Genomic DNA, 14,582 nt, shown 5'->3' with positions numbered 1-14,582 from the left:
ACGACGCTGGCCAAGGCAGGAAATCGACATCCGTCAGCGGGTGACCTGCTTCTGCCGTTCCGCGTTGTAGCGGTCGCCCACGATGGCGATGCCGTCCAGCGCCGCCGCGATCTGCTGCAGGTCGGCCTCGTGCAGGACCAGCTCGGCAGCGGCCAGGTTCTCTTCCAGCCGGTGCAGCTTGGTGGTGCCGGGAATCGGCACGATCCACGGCTTGCGCGCCAGCAGCCAGGCCAGCGCCACCTGCGCCGGGGTGGCCTGGCGGGCGGCGGCGATGGCGCCGATGGCCTCGACCAGCGCCTGGTTGGCGCGGCGTGCCTCCACCGCGAAGCGCGGCAGCGAGCTGCGGAAATCGGTGGGTGCAAACTCGGTATCGGCGGTGATCGCCCCGGTCAGGAAGCCGCGCCCCAGCGGGCTGAACGGCACGAAGCCGATGCCCAGCTCTTCAAGCACCGGCAGCACGCTCTGCTCCGGCTCGCGCCACCACAGGGAGTACTCGCTCTGCAGCGCCGCCACCGGCTGCACCGCATGCGCGCGGCGGATGCTGGTTTCGCCGGCTTCGGACAGCCCGAAGTGCTTCACCTTGCCTTCCGCGATGAGGTCCTTGACCGTGCCGGCGACATCTTCGATGGGCACGTTGGGGTCGACCCGGTGCTGGTAGAACAGGTCGATGCGGTCGGTCCTGAGCCGCTGCAGGCTGGCCTCGCAGACGGCGCGGATGTTCTCCGGGCGGCTGTCCAGCCCCAGATCGGCATTGGCCTCCTTGAAGCCGAACTTGGTCGCAATGACCACCTGGTCGCGGTACGGCGCCAGTGCCTGGCCCAGCAGTTCCTCGTTGCGGAACGGGCCGTAGACCTCGGCGGTGTCGAAGAAGGTCACCCCGCGTTCCACCGCCGCGTGCAGCAGCGCAACGCCATCGCTCACCTGCGGCGCGGTGCCATAGGCATGGCTCAGGCCCATGCAGCCCAGCCCGAGCGCGGAAACGCGCAGGCCGCTGTTGCCAAGGATTCGTGTCTGCATGGGGTGCTCCTTCGAGTGGGGACCCCAACGATACGCCCGCTCACGCCGGCGATTGCACTGCCGGAACCACTGGTGGTCATGAGCGAAGCTCATCAATGGCGCCTGCGGGTGCAGGCGCCATCTACCTGCCTCAGCGTTCGGCCACGGTCCCGATCAGGGCCAGCAGGAGCAGCAGGCCACCGGCGATGATCACCAGGATGTGCCAGACGTTGAGCCGATCCATGCGCTCCATGTCGACCCGTTCATCCTGATGGTAACGGCGCAGCAGGCTGTTGACCGGCAGCAGCGGTACGAATGTGAACAGCGCCAGCAGCCAACCGGCGTTGGGCAGCCGGCTGGCGAAGTTGAGCAGGAAGTAGGTCACCGCCAGCAGTCCTGGCGCGAAGGCCAGTTCGCGACGCCGGCTGCTGGCCGCGTCACTCAGCTCGCGGAAGCAGAAGAACGACCAGATCGGCGAGAACAGCGCGCGCGCCCAGGGCCACTGGTCGCCGCCGGTCTCGCGCTTGATCGCCTGCCAGTTACGCCAGAACCAGTACATCGGGTACAGCCCGAGCGTAGTGGGTGAAAGCAGCACCATTTTCAGCGTGGAAGGCGAGTAGTACTCGGCCGAATCGGAAATCGCCCGTGCCTGGAACTGGGATTCCGGCAGCGTGCCGGGCAAAGCAGGTGGCATCGGAATGGTCGCCGGTGCGCGGTAGGGATCATGCAATTCCATGTGCATTCTCATCATTGGCAGTGTCACCGGCGCGGTGCCGGCCCCTTGAAACACCACTTGCAACAAAGGCGCGCCGGCATTGCACCGTACGCGCCCGGTTTCCGCGCCCGCAGCTTCAGCGGACCTCGGAAATCTCCACGCCGTCCAGGCCCTGCGACAGCGTGCGTGCGTCACCGCCCTGCGAGAGCTTGATGCGCAGGCGCACCTCGTTCTGCGAATCGGCGTAGCGCAGCGCGTCTTCGTAGCTGATCTCGCCGGCCTGGTAGAGCTCGAACAGGCTCTGGTCGAAGGTGCGCATGCCCAGCTGCACCGATTCCTTCATCACTTCCTTGAGCTTGTGGATCTCGCCGTCGCGGATGTAATCCTGCACCAGCGGCGTGCCCAGCATGATTTCCATCGCCACCTTGCGCGACTTGCCATCCGGCGAGGGCACCAGCTGCTGGGCAACCACGCCCTTGAGGTTCAGCGACAGATCCATCAGCAGCTGGCTGCGGCGGTCTTCCGGGAAGAAGTTGATGATGCGGTCCATCGCCTGGTTGGCGTTGTTGGCATGCAGGGTACACAGCACCAGGTGGCCGGTTTCGGCGAACGCGATGGCATGGTCCATGCCTTCGCGGGTACGCACTTCGCCGATCATGATCACGTCCGGCGCCTGGCGCAGGGTGTTCTTCAGCGCCGCTTCCCAGCTGTCGGTATCGATGCCCACTTCGCGCTGGGTGATGATGCAGCCTTCGTGCTTGTGCACGAATTCGATCGGGTCTTCGATGGTGATGATGTGCCCGGTGGAATTCAGGTTGCGGTAACCGATCATCGCCGCCAGCGAGGTGGACTTGCCGGTACCGGTCGCACCCACGAACAGGATGATGCCGCGCTTGGTCATCGCCAGCGTCTTGATGATCGGCGGCAGGCTCAGCTCTTCCACGGTGGGAATTCGGGTTTCAATGCGGCGCAGGACCATGCCGACCTGGTTGCGCTGGTAGAAGCAGCTCACGCGGAACCGGCCCACGCCGGACAGGCCGATGGCGAAGTTGCACTCGTGGGTTTTTTCGAACTCTTCGCGCTGCGCCGGCGTCATCACGTTCAGCACCAGGTCGCGGCTCTGCTGCGGCGTGAGCGGGGTCTGGGTGATGGGCGAGATCTTGCCGTTGACCTTGATCGCAGGCGGCATGCCCGCGGTGATGAAAAGGTCCGACGCCTTCTGGTGCGCCATCAGCTTGAGGAACGAGGTGAAGTCGATGGTGGTGCTGGTGGTATTCATGGCGATGTGCTCCGGAAACCTTGCCGAACGCCGGGCATGGCCCGGCGCTGCCGAATCTGTCGCGCCGGGAAGGCCCGGCGCCACCATCATTCGAAGATGCGCTTGTCCTTGGCGTATTCCTTGGCCTGGTTGCGCGTGATCAGGCTGCGCTTGACCAGGTCCTGCAGGTGCTGGTCGAGCGTCATCATGCCCATCTGCTGGCCGGTCTGGATCGCCGAGTACATCTGCGCCACCTTGTCTTCGCGGATCAGGTTGCGGATGGCCGGGGTGCCGACCATGATTTCCCACGCGGCGGTGCGCCCGCCGCCCACTTTCTTCAGCAGCGCCTGCGAAATCACTGCGCGCAGCGATTCGGACAGCATGGAGCGCACCATCGGCTTTTCGCCGGCGGGGAACACGTCGATGATGCGGTCGATGGTCTTGGCCGCCGAGCTGGTGTGCAGCGTGCCGAACACCAGGTGGCCGGTTTCGGCGGCGGTCAGCGCCAGCCGGATGGTTTCCAGGTCGCGGAGTTCGCCGACCAGGATGATGTCCGGGTCTTCACGCAGTGCCGAACGCAGTGCTTCGTTGAAGCCGTGCGTATCGCGGTGCACTTCGCGCTGGTTGATCAGGCACTTCTGCGAGGTGTGCACGAATTCAATCGGATCCTCGACGGTGAGGATGTGGCCGTATTCGTTCTTGTTGATGTAGTCGATCATCGCCGCCAGCGTGGTCGACTTGCCCGAACCGGTCGGGCCGGTCACCAGGATCAGGCCCTGCGGCTGGTCGATCAGCTCGCGGAAGATCGGCGGCGTGTTCAGGTCTTCCAGGGTCAGCACTTCGGACGGAATGGTACGGAACACCGCACCGGCGCCACGGTTCTGGTTGAACGCGTTGACGCGGAAGCGCGCCAGGCTGGGAATCTCGAACGAGAAGTCGACTTCGAGGAATTCCTCGTAATCGCGGCGCTGCTTGTCCGACATGATGTCGTAAACGAGCGCGTGGACCTGCTTGTGGTCCAAGGCCGGAATGTTGATGCGACGGACATCGCCGTCCACGCGGATCATCGGCGGCAGGCCTGCCGACAGATGAAGGTCCGACGCTTTGTTCTTAACGGAAAACGCCAACAGCTCGGCGATATCCATACGCTGCTACTCCCCATAGACTGCTGCGACTGGAAGGATCTTTCCCCGGTCGGCAGTATAGCCTCCCTGATCCACCGCGAAATCTCTTTGTGTCCTGCCCCGTGAGCGCCCACCCGTGACCGCCCTGCCCCTGCCCACCCTGCTGCTGAACCTGCACAACGCGGCCACGGCCGCCGGGCGGCCATCGCCGCGCCTGCTGGCGGTGTCCAAGACCCAGCCGGCCGAGGCCGTGGCGGCGCTGGCGGCCCAGGGCCAGCGCGCGTTCGGCGAGAACTACGTGCAGGAAGCGGTGGCAAAGATCGATGCGCTGGCGGCCCTGGGGCTGGAGTGGCACCTGATCGGCCACCTGCAGTCCAACAAGGCCGACCTGGCCGCGCAGCGCTTCGACTGGGTGCAGAGCGTGGACCGGGCCAAGCTGGTTACCGCGCTGGCCGCGCACCGCCCGGCCGCGTTGCCGCCGTTGAACGTGCTGGTGCAGGTCAATATCGACGATGAAGGCAGCAAGCACGGCTGCACGCCCGACGCCGTGCCGGCGCTGGCCGCCGCCATCGCCGCCGAACCGCGCCTGTGCCTGCGCGGCCTGATGGCCATCCCGGCGCCGTGGCCGGACCCACACCGCCGCGCCCAGGCCTTTGAACGCATGCACGCGCTGTTTGCCGATCTGGCCACCCGCTACCCGCAGGCCGACACCCTCTCGATGGGCATGAGCGGCGACTACCCCGAAGCGATCGCCCATGGCGCGACCATGGTCCGCGTCGGCACCGCCTTGTTCGGCGCACGGCATTGAGGGGCCCACCCACCCGTAGCGCGGGGCCCTGCCCCGCGGCCCAAATCACATACAAGGATGCCCAATGAGCACTTCGATCACCTTCATCGGCGGCGGCAACATGGCGCGCAGCCTGATCGCCGGCCTGGTCCGCCAGGGCACTGCCCCGGGCAACATCCATGTGGCCGAACCGGTGGCCGGGCTGCGCAGCCAGCTCACCACCGACTTCGGCGTGAAGACCTACGCCAGCGCCAGCGAAGCGGCCGCGCAGGGCGCGGTATGGGTGCTGGCGGTGAAGCCGCAGGTGCTGCGCGATGTCTGTGCGTCGGTGGCGGAGATCGCCCAGGCCCAGGCCCCGCTGGTGGTATCCATCGCCGCCGGCATCACCAGTGCGCAGCTGCTGCGCTGGCTGGGCGGTACCGGCGCGGTGGTACGCGCCATGCCCAATACCCCGGCGCTGCTGGGTGCAGGCGTGACCGGTCTGTTTGCCACCGCCGGGGTCAGCGCCGAACAGCGGGGCCAGGCCGACACCGTGCTGGCCAGCGCCGGGCGCACGGTGTGGATCGAGGATGAAGCACGCATGGATGCGGTCACCGCCGTCTCCGGCAGTGGCCCGGCCTATGTGTTCCTGCTGGCCGAGGCGATGGAAGCGGCCGGCATCGCGCAGGGCCTGCCGGCCGACGCCGCGCGCACGCTGGTGGTGCAGACCCTGCTGGGCGCCAGCCGCATGCTGGACGAATCCGGCGAAGCGCCGGCCGAGCTGCGTCGGCGCGTCACCTCGCCGAACGGCACCACGCAGGCCGCGATCGAGAGCTTCCAGGGCGAGGACTTCGAAGCGATCGTGGCGCGCGCGATCGACGCGGCGACGCGACGGGGACAGGCGTTGTCGGCGGCCAACGACTGATCCGGGTCAGCCCCAGCGCTGCGCGCCATCCCCCTGCTCGCCCAACGCGTCGCCGGGATTGGCCAACCGGCAGCGCTTCAGTGAAAGACACCCACAGCCGATGCAGTCGGTGAGCTGGTCGCGCAGCAACAGCAGTTCCTCGATGCGTTGATCCAGCTCGCCGCGCCACAGCGCCGACATCTTCGCCCACTCGGCGCGGGTCGGCGTCTTGTTTTCCGGCAGCGCCGCAAACGCATTGGCCACCGCTTCCAACGGCATGCCCACCCGCTGTGCGACGCGGATCACCGCCAGCCGGCGCAATACGTCGCGGCTGAAGCGACGCTGGTTGCCGGCCGTGCGCAGGCTGCGGATCAGGCCCTTGCGCTCATAGAAGTGCAGCGCCGATACCGCCACGCCGCTGCGACGTGCCACGTCGCCTACACTCAGCTCCTGCACGATCACTGCTTGACCTCAACCATGGTTAAGGTGTCATCGTGCGGCACCTCGCGGTGTGCCGCAAGCACCGCGCTTCTTCGTTCCTGGAATCCGCATGTCTTCCGATGTCGCTGTACTGCCCGCCGACGCGCCCACGTCGATCCTCTCGCCGCGCTACCGCGCCACCACCATCGGCATGGTCGCGCTGGTGTCGCTGCACGCATTCGAAGCGCTGGCCGTGGCTGCGGCCATGCCCACCGTGGCGCGTGAGCTGGATGGCCTGCGCCTGTATGCGCTGGCGTTCGGCGGCACGCTGGCCACCAGCGTGATCGGCATGACCCTGGCGGGCCGCTGGAGCGACCGGCTCGGCCCGGCCCGGCCGTTGTGGCTGGGCCTGTGCTGCTTCATCGCCGGCCTGCTGGTGGCCGGGCTGGCCCAGCACATGCCGGTGCTGGTGATCGGCCGGCTGCTGCAGGGGCTGGGCGCCGGTGCCATTTCCGTGTCGCTGTACGTGCTGGTCGGGCGCACCTTCCCCGAATCGCTGCGGCCACGCGTCTTTGCCGCGTTCTCGGCAGGTTGGGTGGTGCCCTCGCTGATCGGCCCTGCCATCAGCGGGTTGATCGTGCAGCACGCCGGCTGGCGCTGGGTGTTCCTGGGCGTGCCGCTGCTGGCCATCCCGGCCGCGCTGCTTTTGCGGCCGGCGCTGCGCGCGGTGCCGCCGCTGGCGGCCGCGCCGCGTTCGGAGGGCAGCGTGGTGCGCTGGGCGATCGGTGCATCCGCGGGCGCGCTGCTGCTGTACGTGGGCGGCCAGCAGGTTGGTTGGCCGGCACTGGCCGTGCTGCTGCCGGCGGTGGCGCTGTTGGCGCTGTGCAGCTGGAAGCTGCTGCCGCGCGGCACCTTGCGTCTGCGCCGTGGCCTGCCCAGCGTGATCGCCCTGCGCGGTATTGCGGCGTCGGCGTTCTTTGGCTGCGAAGCGTTCCTGCCGCTGCTGCTGCAGCGTGAGCGTGGCCTGAGCCCGCTGCTGGCCGGGGTGGCGTTGAGCCTGGGCGCGCTGGGCTGGTTCAGCGGGTCGTGGTTCCAGGGCCATGGGGGCCAAGGGCTGTCGCGTCGCCAGCTGCTCACCGCCGGCGCGCTGCTGATGTGCACCGGCATCATCGGCACCGCGCTGGCCATCCAGCCCGGCGTACCGCTGGCCCTGGCGCTGGCCGGGTGGACCTTGACCGGACTCGGCATGGGGCTGATCTACCCGAGCCTGTCGGTGCTGACGTTGTCGTTGTCGCCGCCGGCGCAGCAGGGCGCGAACACCTCTGCGCTGCAGTTGAGCGAGGCGCTGGGCGTGGCCACCACGCTGGCCATTTCCGGCTCGCTGTTCGCGCTGATGCTGTCGGTGGATGTGACCCTGGGTTACCTGCAGACGTTCGCGATCATGTTGCTGCTGGCCGCTGCGAGCGTGGTGGTGGCCCGGCGGGTCTGACCGCTACGGCGCCACCTCTTCCAGGTCTTCGCGCAGGATCCGCCGGATCTCCAGCACCGCCTGCGGGGTTTCCTGCACGCTGTGGCCGGAGATGATCACCTTCTCCGACACCGCGCCGGGCAGGTGCGCGCTCCAGTAGGGCACCAGGCCGTCGTCGGACTGCTCCAGCGGCACCTCGGGTTTGCGCTGGGCGATGATCGAGTGGTACTTCAGGCCCGGCATTATCGGCAGGGCGGCAGCCGCCTTCACGAACGGATCGGTGGCCTTGAGGTTGTCGATGCTGTTGGGAATCTGCAGCTTGGTGGCCTGCGCCGACTGCACTTCGGATTGCTGCAGGGCCTGGAACACATCCTCGAACTTGCCGAGGATGGTGATCGGCAGGCGCACCAGGCGCCCGATGAAGCGTCCGACCCGGTTGCCCGCGATATCGGTGCCCTGGTGGGGTGCGGCGATGAAGATGGCGCGCTCCACGTTCGGTTCGGCATCGAAGTGCAGCAGCGGGCCCAGTTTGGCCTGGACGCGCTTGAGCCGTTCACCCTTCAGGTCGTAGTTGGCCAGCAGCTGGTTCCACAACGTGTCGCCGGAACTGGTGACCAGCAACCGGGCCAGCACGCCCCCCATGCTGTGGCCGATGAACACCATGTCCTTCGACGCACGCGAAGTGCCCTTCGGGTCGAAATGCCGGAGCGTGTTGTCGAACGCCTGGTCGATCTCGAAACGGTTCAGTGCAATCGGCGCGTTGGTCGGGTAGTACACCTGCCACACCTGGAAGTGCCTGCGCAGCTCGGGATCGCCCAGGATCTCGTTGGCCACGTTCACCCAGGCCTCCGGGCTGCTGCCCAGCCCATGCAGCATGAAGATGATGCGGCGGTTCGGATCCCACGGCTGCATCAGGTACATGTGCGGTTCGGCAATGCCTTCGCTCAGGCCGAACAGCGTGCGCAGCGACTGGGTGGCAAAGCCGGACTGGGCCAGCCACATGCCGTAGGCGGCGGTGAAGTTGCCGGCCAGCGGCACCTTCTCGCCATGCAGGTCCACGCTTTCGGTGGATTCAGGCGAATACACGTCGAACAGCACCTGGGTGGTGTCCAGCACCTGCTGCAGCGTATCGCCCTTGAAGCGCAGCAACGCGGTGGCATTGATCGCCGACATCTCGCTGTACTGCGGAATCTCGGCCTTCTCACCGTCCACCGGCGCAATCAGCTTGGGCGGGTCCATCACCACCACCAGCTCGGCCCCAAAGCCGTCGCGGCGATAGGTACTGCGCAGGCCGGCGAAACTCACCGAGGATGCCGACACCATCGTGGTGGGAATGCTGGCCAGGCGCAGCTCGTCGAAGTCCGAGGTCAGCGTCCAGCGCTCGCCCGCCACCGCGGCGTTGTAGTCCTCCCCTTCCAGCGCGCTTTCGCGGCTGCGCTTGAACACCACCGTGGCGGTCTGTTCGGCGGCGTAGTTGTAGTAGTCGCGCACCTGCGTCTGGCGGTCTTCGAACGCGCGGTCCGACGGCGTGCGCCCGCTGAAGAACAGGTAGGCATACGCGTACCGCGCTGCTTCCAGCCACGCATCCAGCGCCGCATCGGACATCGGGGTCCTGTCGCGGTCCTTCGGCTTGGGCGTGAGTGCCAGCGCGTTCTTCACCCACAGCTCGGACAGCGTTGACAGCCGCTGTTCCTCGGGCAGGTCGCGGGTGTCCTTCAGGGTCTTCTCGCAGGCGGCAACATCCTTCTCGCACAGCGCCACGTCCAGACCGATCACGCTCAGCGTTTCCTGCGAGGCCATGCTGAACTTGCCGGAGGTGAGCACATCGCCGCGCTTGTTGGCCAGGTAATCGGTGGGCGAGACCTGCTTCATGGTGACCATGGCGCAGCCGCTGGACAGCAGCAGCGACAGCAGCACCGCCAGCAGGGGCGCGCCACGGCGAAGGAGCCGGCTCATGGCTGCACCTCCGGGTCGATGCCCGGCACGCCGACGCGGATCAGCTGCGAGAAGCGCGGATCATCGCCAGCGGCACGCGCGCGATCGGTGATGCGCCCGCGCGCCTTCAACGTGGCGAAGTCCACGCCGGGCGTGAGCACGCCCAGGTCACGCGCGTATTCGGCGAAATAGCCGGAGGCGAGCAGCCGGTAGTCCAGCGGCAGCCCCGGCGCGATCTGCTTGGCCAGTTCGTACACGATGGTGGTGCAGTTGCTGGTCAGCGTGTTGTAGAACGCCGGTGCGGCATCCAGTCTGCGCGCCTCGCCCAGGTAGGACACGAACAGGCCCTTGAGCTGGTCGCGGGTCATGCCCTTCAGGCGATACAGGTACACATCCTCGCCGCGCACGTTGCTGCGCACCCGCACGATGTCGGTTTCCTCGGCCGCCACCAGGGTCATCTCGAATTTGCGGAAGAACCCGCCCAGCGCCGAGAACGATTCGCCGCGCTCCTTGCGGATCTCCAGCGAGAACACCAGCTGGCGGCCATCGGCGAAGCCGAACGACACCAGCGTGTGCGCGATCATCGGCCCCATCCAGTACGACAGCACCAGGTCGGCCGAACGCAGCTGGTCAAGGTCGTACTCGCGGCGCTCCCAGCGCACGTCGTGGTCGTCATCGGTGCGCCAGGTGAAGTTGCGCACGTTGTCGAGCACCACCCGGGAGCCGTCGAACTCCACCACCTTCAGCCGCTGCGCGACATCATCGGCCCAGACCCGGTCCTGGCGCGGGCTGAGCAGCAGCCACCACACGCCGCAGAGCACCAGCGCGGCCACGAACAGCGGGCCCGGCCAGCGCCCGGCACGGGCGCGCCCAACGGCCACGGCGGTGGAAAGCGCAAAGGCGCCCCACCCCGCCAACAGCACACCCTTCAGCCAACCCGGCCCGGAAAGCTGGTACGCCAGCAGCCCGGCTACCCACAGCGCTGCGACCAGCATCAATACGGCCAGCCCCCATCGTCCTGCTGTCTTCACACATCGTTCCGTCGGTTGGTCGGGGCGCTAGTTAGCCATAACCGCGGTGTGGGGGACATGTTCCCCTGTTCAGGTTCGCTCAGCGACGCGGGGCGCCCACCTTCTGCCACGGCGCCATGCCCTTGCGGGCGCGCGGCAGCGTGCGGCGCAGCGGCAGCCGGCGTGGCATCGGAATACCCACCCCCGGCGCGGCGGTATCGTCACGGCGCAGGTCCTCGGCGCGCTCGCCCACCAACAGGGCCGCCATTTCCTCCAGGCCGTTGCGCATCGCCCGGGCGGCCGTCTGCAGGGTATTCATGGCGTGTCTCCAATGACGAAACGGGGGACGGACTACGTTAAGACCGGCATCGCGTAGGGCTCGTGCAGGGGATGTGGCAGACGGATGAAAACCGCGCCGGATAGGCTTGTATCTGAGATTCATTTGCGTTCGCATCCTCACCTCCCGATAATCCGGGCCCTTGGTACCCGGGATCCCTGTCATGCCTGCCCTGTCGCGCCGTTCACCCTTGCTGATGCTGGTTCCCACCCTGCTGGCGTCGGCCATGGCCCATGCCCAGGACGGCAGCACCGCCCGCACGCTGGACGCGGTCAGCGTGGTCGCCGACCGCGCCAGCACCGCCACCAAGACCGATACCCCGCTCACCCAGACCCCGCAGGCGATCAGCGTGGTGACCCGTGAGCTGTTCACCGACCGCGGCGCCCGCAACCTGCAGGAAACCCTGCGCTACAGCGCCGGCGTGACCGCCGATGCCTACGGCTTGGATACCCGCAGCGACGGCAGCACCGTGCGCGGTCTGGACCCGGTGCAATACCTGGATGGCCTGCGCCGCAGCTACGGCTTCAATCCGCTGGCACGCACCGAGGTGTACGGCCTGGAGCGGGTGGAAGTGCTGCGCGGCCCCTCGTCGGTGCTGTACGGCGCCGGCGCCACCGGCGGCATCATCAATGCCATCACCAAGCGCCCGACCTTCGGCGACCTGGGCGGCGAAGTGGCCCTGCAGCTGGGCAACTTCGACCGCAGACAGTTCCAGGGCGACGTGGCCGGCACCCTGAACGACGCCGGCACCCTGGCCGGTCGCTTCGTCGGCCTGGTGCGCGAATCCGGCATGCAAACCGACACCATCGACGATGACCGCGTGTACCTGGCGCCGTCGATCAGCTGGCAGGGCGAGCGCAGCACCCTCACCGTGCTGGCCAGCTACCAGCACGACAAGACCGCCTCCAGCCAGCAGTTCCTGCCGGTGGTGGCGACCCTGAATGCACCGGCCGGTTCACCGCGCCTGGATCCATCGACGTTCCTGGGCGACCGCGATTTCGACAAACTCGATTCGCGCGTGTACAGCGTGACCGCCCTGTTCGACCACAGCTTCAGCGACAGCATCAGCCTGCGCTCGGCCGTGCGCTACCTGGACGGCAAGACCGAATTCCGCGAACTGTACCCGGATACCTACTCCAATCCGCTGGACCCGTTCATCGATGCCGACAAGCGCGTGCTCAACCGCAACGCCTACGGCGTGCGCCCGGACGTGCGTTCGCTGACCAGCGACAATGCGGTGCAGTTCGACTTCGCCACCGGCGCCTTCCAGCACCTGCTGCTGGCCGGCGTGGACTACAGCGATTACCGCGAGAAGTCCTGGAACCTGGATGCCACCCCGACCCCGATCGACATCTACAACCCGATCTCCACCGGCGTGACCATCAACGGCTGGGACCGCCTGCCCGACCAGCAGACCACCCAGCTGGGGGTATACCTGCAGGACCAGATCCGCTGGGCCGACCGCGTTTCGCTGGTGCTGGGCGCACGCCGCGACCATGCGCGCAGCAAGACCGAAGGCCTGCCCAGCCAGACCGACAACGCCACCACCTACCGCGCCGGCCTGATCGGCGAGATCGGCGCGGGCGTCTCGCCGTACATCAGCTACAGCGAATCGTTCCTGCCGGTGACCGGCCAGGACCTGTACGGCCGTGCATTCAAGCCGATGCAGGGCGACCAGTGGGAAGGCGGCATCAAGTGGCAGCCGGCGTCGAACATGCTGGTCACCCTGGCGGCCTATCGCATCACCGAGACCAACCGCCAGACCAACGATCCGGACAACGTCTTGAACGTGATCCAGACCGGTGAGATCGAATCGAAGGGCGTGGAAGTCGAGGGCCAGTTCCAGTTCGCGCACGACATCACCCTCACCGCGGCGTACTCGCGCAACAAGGCCGAAGTGACCAAGAGCAACTTCGCCATGGAAGTGAACCAGCGCCTCAACGACACCCCGCAGGAGCTGGCCTCGGTATGGCTGGGCAAGGCCTTCCAGCTGGTCGACGACGCGCGCCTGCGACTGGGCGTTGGTGGCCGTTACGTGGGCAACACCCAGTCGCTGGGCTACGGCGGTTTCATCCGCACGCCCAGCTACACGCTGGTGGATGCGCTGGCCGAAGTACAGGTCACCGACTGGACGATGTCGCTGAACATCACCAACCTGGGCGACAAGAAGTACTTCGCCCCGTGCCGCAATTTCGGTGACTGCTTCACCGGCAACCCGCGCACGGTGACCGGAACGATTTCGTACCGGTTCTGACGGTGTGCCGGGCGTGGCCCGGCACTACCGTGTCCGTACCCTCTCCAGCCGCCGCCAGAGAATTCAATGCAACGTTCCACCATCAAAGCCTGGTTCCTGGTCCACAAGTGGACCAGCCTGGTCTGCACCCTGTTCCTGCTGCTGTTGTGCGTGACCGGCCTGCCGCTGGTGTTCGGCGAGGAAATCGCCCACCTCAGCGAGCCGCACGTGGACAACCCGCAGCCGCAGGCCGCGCATCGCAACCTGGATGAACAGGTCCGCACCGCCGTGGCGCAGTACCCGGGCAACGTGCCGCTGTTCGTGGGTTGGGACTGGGAGGGCCACACGGTGTACGTCAACACCGGCACCGAGCCGGCCACGCCGCCGCCGCAGATGAAGACCGCGCTGCTCGATGCCAGCAGCGGTGAGGTGCTGCCCGCGCCGCAGTTCAACGAAGGGGTGATGTACTTCCTGTACCGGCTGCACACCGACCTGTTCCTCGGCCTGCCCGGCATGCTGTTCATGGGCGCGATGGGCCTGCTGTTCGCCGTGGCGATCATCTCCGGCCTGGTCCTGTACGGCCCCTTCATGCGCCGCCAGCGTTTCGGCACCCTGCGCACCGGGCGCAGCCGCCGGCTGGCCTGGCTGGACCTGCACAACGTGATCGGCGTGGTCACCCTGGGTTGGGCGTTGGTGGTGGGCCTCACCGGCGCCATCAACACGATTGCGAAGCCACTGGAAACCGCCTGGCAGAGCCAGCAGCTGGGCGAGTTCGCCGCGCGTTACGCCGGCCAGCCGCGCCCGACCACGCTGGCCTCGCTGCAGGCCGCGGTGGACACCGCACGCGCTGCCGAGCCCGGCATGCGCCCGGCGTTCGTCAGCTTCCCCGGCACCGGCTACAGCGGCGACCACCACTATGGCGTGTTCATGCAGGGCAATACCCCGCTCACCGAACGCCTGTATCGCCCGGTGCTGATCGATGCGGCCAGCGGCGAACTCACCGCCCAGCCGCAGCTGCCCACCTACATGAGCGTGCTGCTGCTCAGCCAGCCGCTGCACTTCGGCGACTACGGCAAGCTGCCGTTGAAGATCCTGTGGGCGCTGCTGGACCTGCTCACCATCGCGGTACTGGTCAGCGGCCTGTACCTGTGGTTCAAGCGCGGCAGCACCGAAGCGCGGGTAACCGAGATCGAGCGCGCTGAAAAAACCGGGGGTGCGGCATGAGCCGGACGCCTGCGCCCAATGGCAGCCCGTTCACGGCGCCAGCGTGGATCGCCGCGGCAAGCCTGCTGGGGCTGGTCAGCGCGCTGGTTGGCGATGGCGTGTTCGACGTCGTGTCGTGGGTCGTCTTCGCCGCATTGATCGGCCTGGTAGTGCGCGCCTGGGTGAAACGCACCCGGTGACGGGGTGATCCGG

The 14,582-nt window shown here is 67.3% G+C and carries 14 protein-coding genes; 6 read left to right on the top strand and 8 right to left on the bottom strand.

What is annotated here, in order from left to right; all coding sequences use genetic code 11:
* Nucleotides 1-33: 33 nt before the first annotated feature.
* From BAY15_RS05635 to BAY15_RS05620, 4 genes are all read right to left on the bottom strand, one after another.
* Nucleotides 34-1,017, bottom strand: a complete 984-nt coding sequence (locus BAY15_RS05635) for an aldo/keto reductase (RefSeq protein WP_068849749.1) — start codon at nt 1,015-1,017, stop codon at nt 34-36.
* 130 nt (nt 1,018-1,147) lie between these two features.
* A complete protein-coding gene (locus BAY15_RS05630; protein WP_068849747.1) occupies nt 1,148-1,732 on the bottom strand; it encodes a hypothetical protein in 585 nt (194 codons plus the stop codon).
* 115 nt (nt 1,733-1,847) lie between these two features.
* Nucleotides 1,848-2,990, bottom strand: a complete 1,143-nt coding sequence (locus tag BAY15_RS05625) for a PilT/PilU family type 4a pilus ATPase (RefSeq protein WP_068849744.1) — start codon at nt 2,988-2,990, stop codon at nt 1,848-1,850.
* 86 nt (nt 2,991-3,076) lie between these two features.
* Nucleotides 3,077-4,114 (bottom strand): type IV pilus twitching motility protein PilT, encoded by a 1,038-nt coding sequence (locus BAY15_RS05620; RefSeq protein ID WP_068849741.1) that lies wholly within the window; start codon nt 4,112-4,114, stop codon nt 3,077-3,079.
* Between the two features lie 115 nt (nt 4,115-4,229).
* Here BAY15_RS05620 and BAY15_RS05615 point away from each other — a divergent pair, with 115 nt between their 5' ends.
* Both BAY15_RS05615 and proC read left to right on the top strand, forming a co-directional pair.
* Nucleotides 4,230-4,901, top strand: a complete 672-nt coding sequence (locus tag BAY15_RS05615; protein WP_068849739.1) for a YggS family pyridoxal phosphate-dependent enzyme — start codon at nt 4,230-4,232, stop codon at nt 4,899-4,901.
* A gap of 64 nt (nt 4,902-4,965) precedes the next feature.
* Nucleotides 4,966-5,784, top strand: a complete 819-nt coding sequence (proC, locus tag BAY15_RS05610; RefSeq protein ID WP_068849736.1) for a pyrroline-5-carboxylate reductase — start codon at nt 4,966-4,968, stop codon at nt 5,782-5,784.
* A gap of 6 nt (nt 5,785-5,790) precedes the next feature.
* On the opposite strand, the gene soxR is transcribed toward proC, so the two are convergent.
* The gene (gene soxR / locus BAY15_RS05605) at nt 5,791-6,222 is read right to left on the bottom strand and encodes a redox-sensitive transcriptional activator SoxR (protein WP_083214253.1); all 432 of its coding nucleotides are present in this window, start codon (nt 6,220-6,222) and stop codon (nt 5,791-5,793) included.
* Between the two features lie 91 nt (nt 6,223-6,313).
* On the opposite strand from soxR, the gene BAY15_RS05600 reads away from it, so the two are divergent.
* Nucleotides 6,314-7,672 (top strand): MFS transporter, encoded by a 1,359-nt coding sequence (locus BAY15_RS05600; protein ID WP_083214074.1) that lies wholly within the window; start codon nt 6,314-6,316, stop codon nt 7,670-7,672.
* Nucleotides 7,673-7,675: 3 nt separating this feature from the next.
* Here the strand turns inward: BAY15_RS05600 and BAY15_RS05595 are convergent, their stop codons facing one another.
* The 3 genes from BAY15_RS05595 to BAY15_RS05585 all read right to left on the bottom strand — a co-directional run bounded on the left by BAY15_RS05595 (nt 7,676) and on the right by BAY15_RS05585 (nt 10,915).
* The gene (locus BAY15_RS05595) at nt 7,676-9,607 is read right to left on the bottom strand and encodes an esterase/lipase family protein (protein ID WP_068849728.1); all 1,932 of its coding nucleotides are present in this window, start codon (nt 9,605-9,607) and stop codon (nt 7,676-7,678) included.
* On the bottom strand, nt 9,604-10,581 hold the full coding sequence (locus BAY15_RS05590; protein WP_068849725.1) for a DUF4105 domain-containing protein: 978 nt from the start codon (nt 10,579-10,581) through the stop codon (nt 9,604-9,606). Before BAY15_RS05590 ends, BAY15_RS05595 begins: the two co-directional genes overlap by 4 nt.
* 115 nt (nt 10,582-10,696) lie before the next feature.
* Complete coding sequence (locus tag BAY15_RS05585) at nt 10,697-10,915, bottom strand: hypothetical protein (protein WP_237334322.1); 219 nt, start codon at nt 10,913-10,915, stop codon at nt 10,697-10,699.
* 181 nt (nt 10,916-11,096) lie between these two features.
* On the opposite strand from BAY15_RS05585, the gene BAY15_RS05580 reads away from it, so the two are divergent.
* The 3 genes from BAY15_RS05580 (at nt 11,097) to BAY15_RS05570 (ending at nt 14,569) form a co-directional block, all read left to right on the top strand.
* On the top strand, nt 11,097-13,187 hold the full coding sequence (locus BAY15_RS05580; RefSeq protein ID WP_068849723.1) for a TonB-dependent siderophore receptor: 2,091 nt from the start codon (nt 11,097-11,099) through the stop codon (nt 13,185-13,187).
* Between the two features lie 66 nt (nt 13,188-13,253).
* Nucleotides 13,254-14,390, top strand: a complete 1,137-nt coding sequence (locus BAY15_RS05575; RefSeq protein ID WP_068849720.1) for a PepSY-associated TM helix domain-containing protein — start codon at nt 13,254-13,256, stop codon at nt 14,388-14,390.
* A complete protein-coding gene (locus BAY15_RS05570) occupies nt 14,387-14,569 on the top strand; it encodes a hypothetical protein (RefSeq protein WP_068849717.1) in 183 nt (60 codons plus the stop codon). The genes BAY15_RS05575 and BAY15_RS05570 overlap by 4 nt, the downstream gene beginning before the upstream one ends.
* The last annotated feature ends 13 nt before the right edge of the window (nt 14,570-14,582 follow it).

This window comes from Stenotrophomonas rhizophila (assembly GCF_001704155.1).
GTDB classification, from domain to species: Bacteria; Pseudomonadota; Gammaproteobacteria; order Xanthomonadales; family Xanthomonadaceae; genus Stenotrophomonas; species Stenotrophomonas rhizophila_A.
Note: the sequence above shows the minus strand (reverse complement) of the source record. Positions and strands in the feature narration are given on the sequence as shown.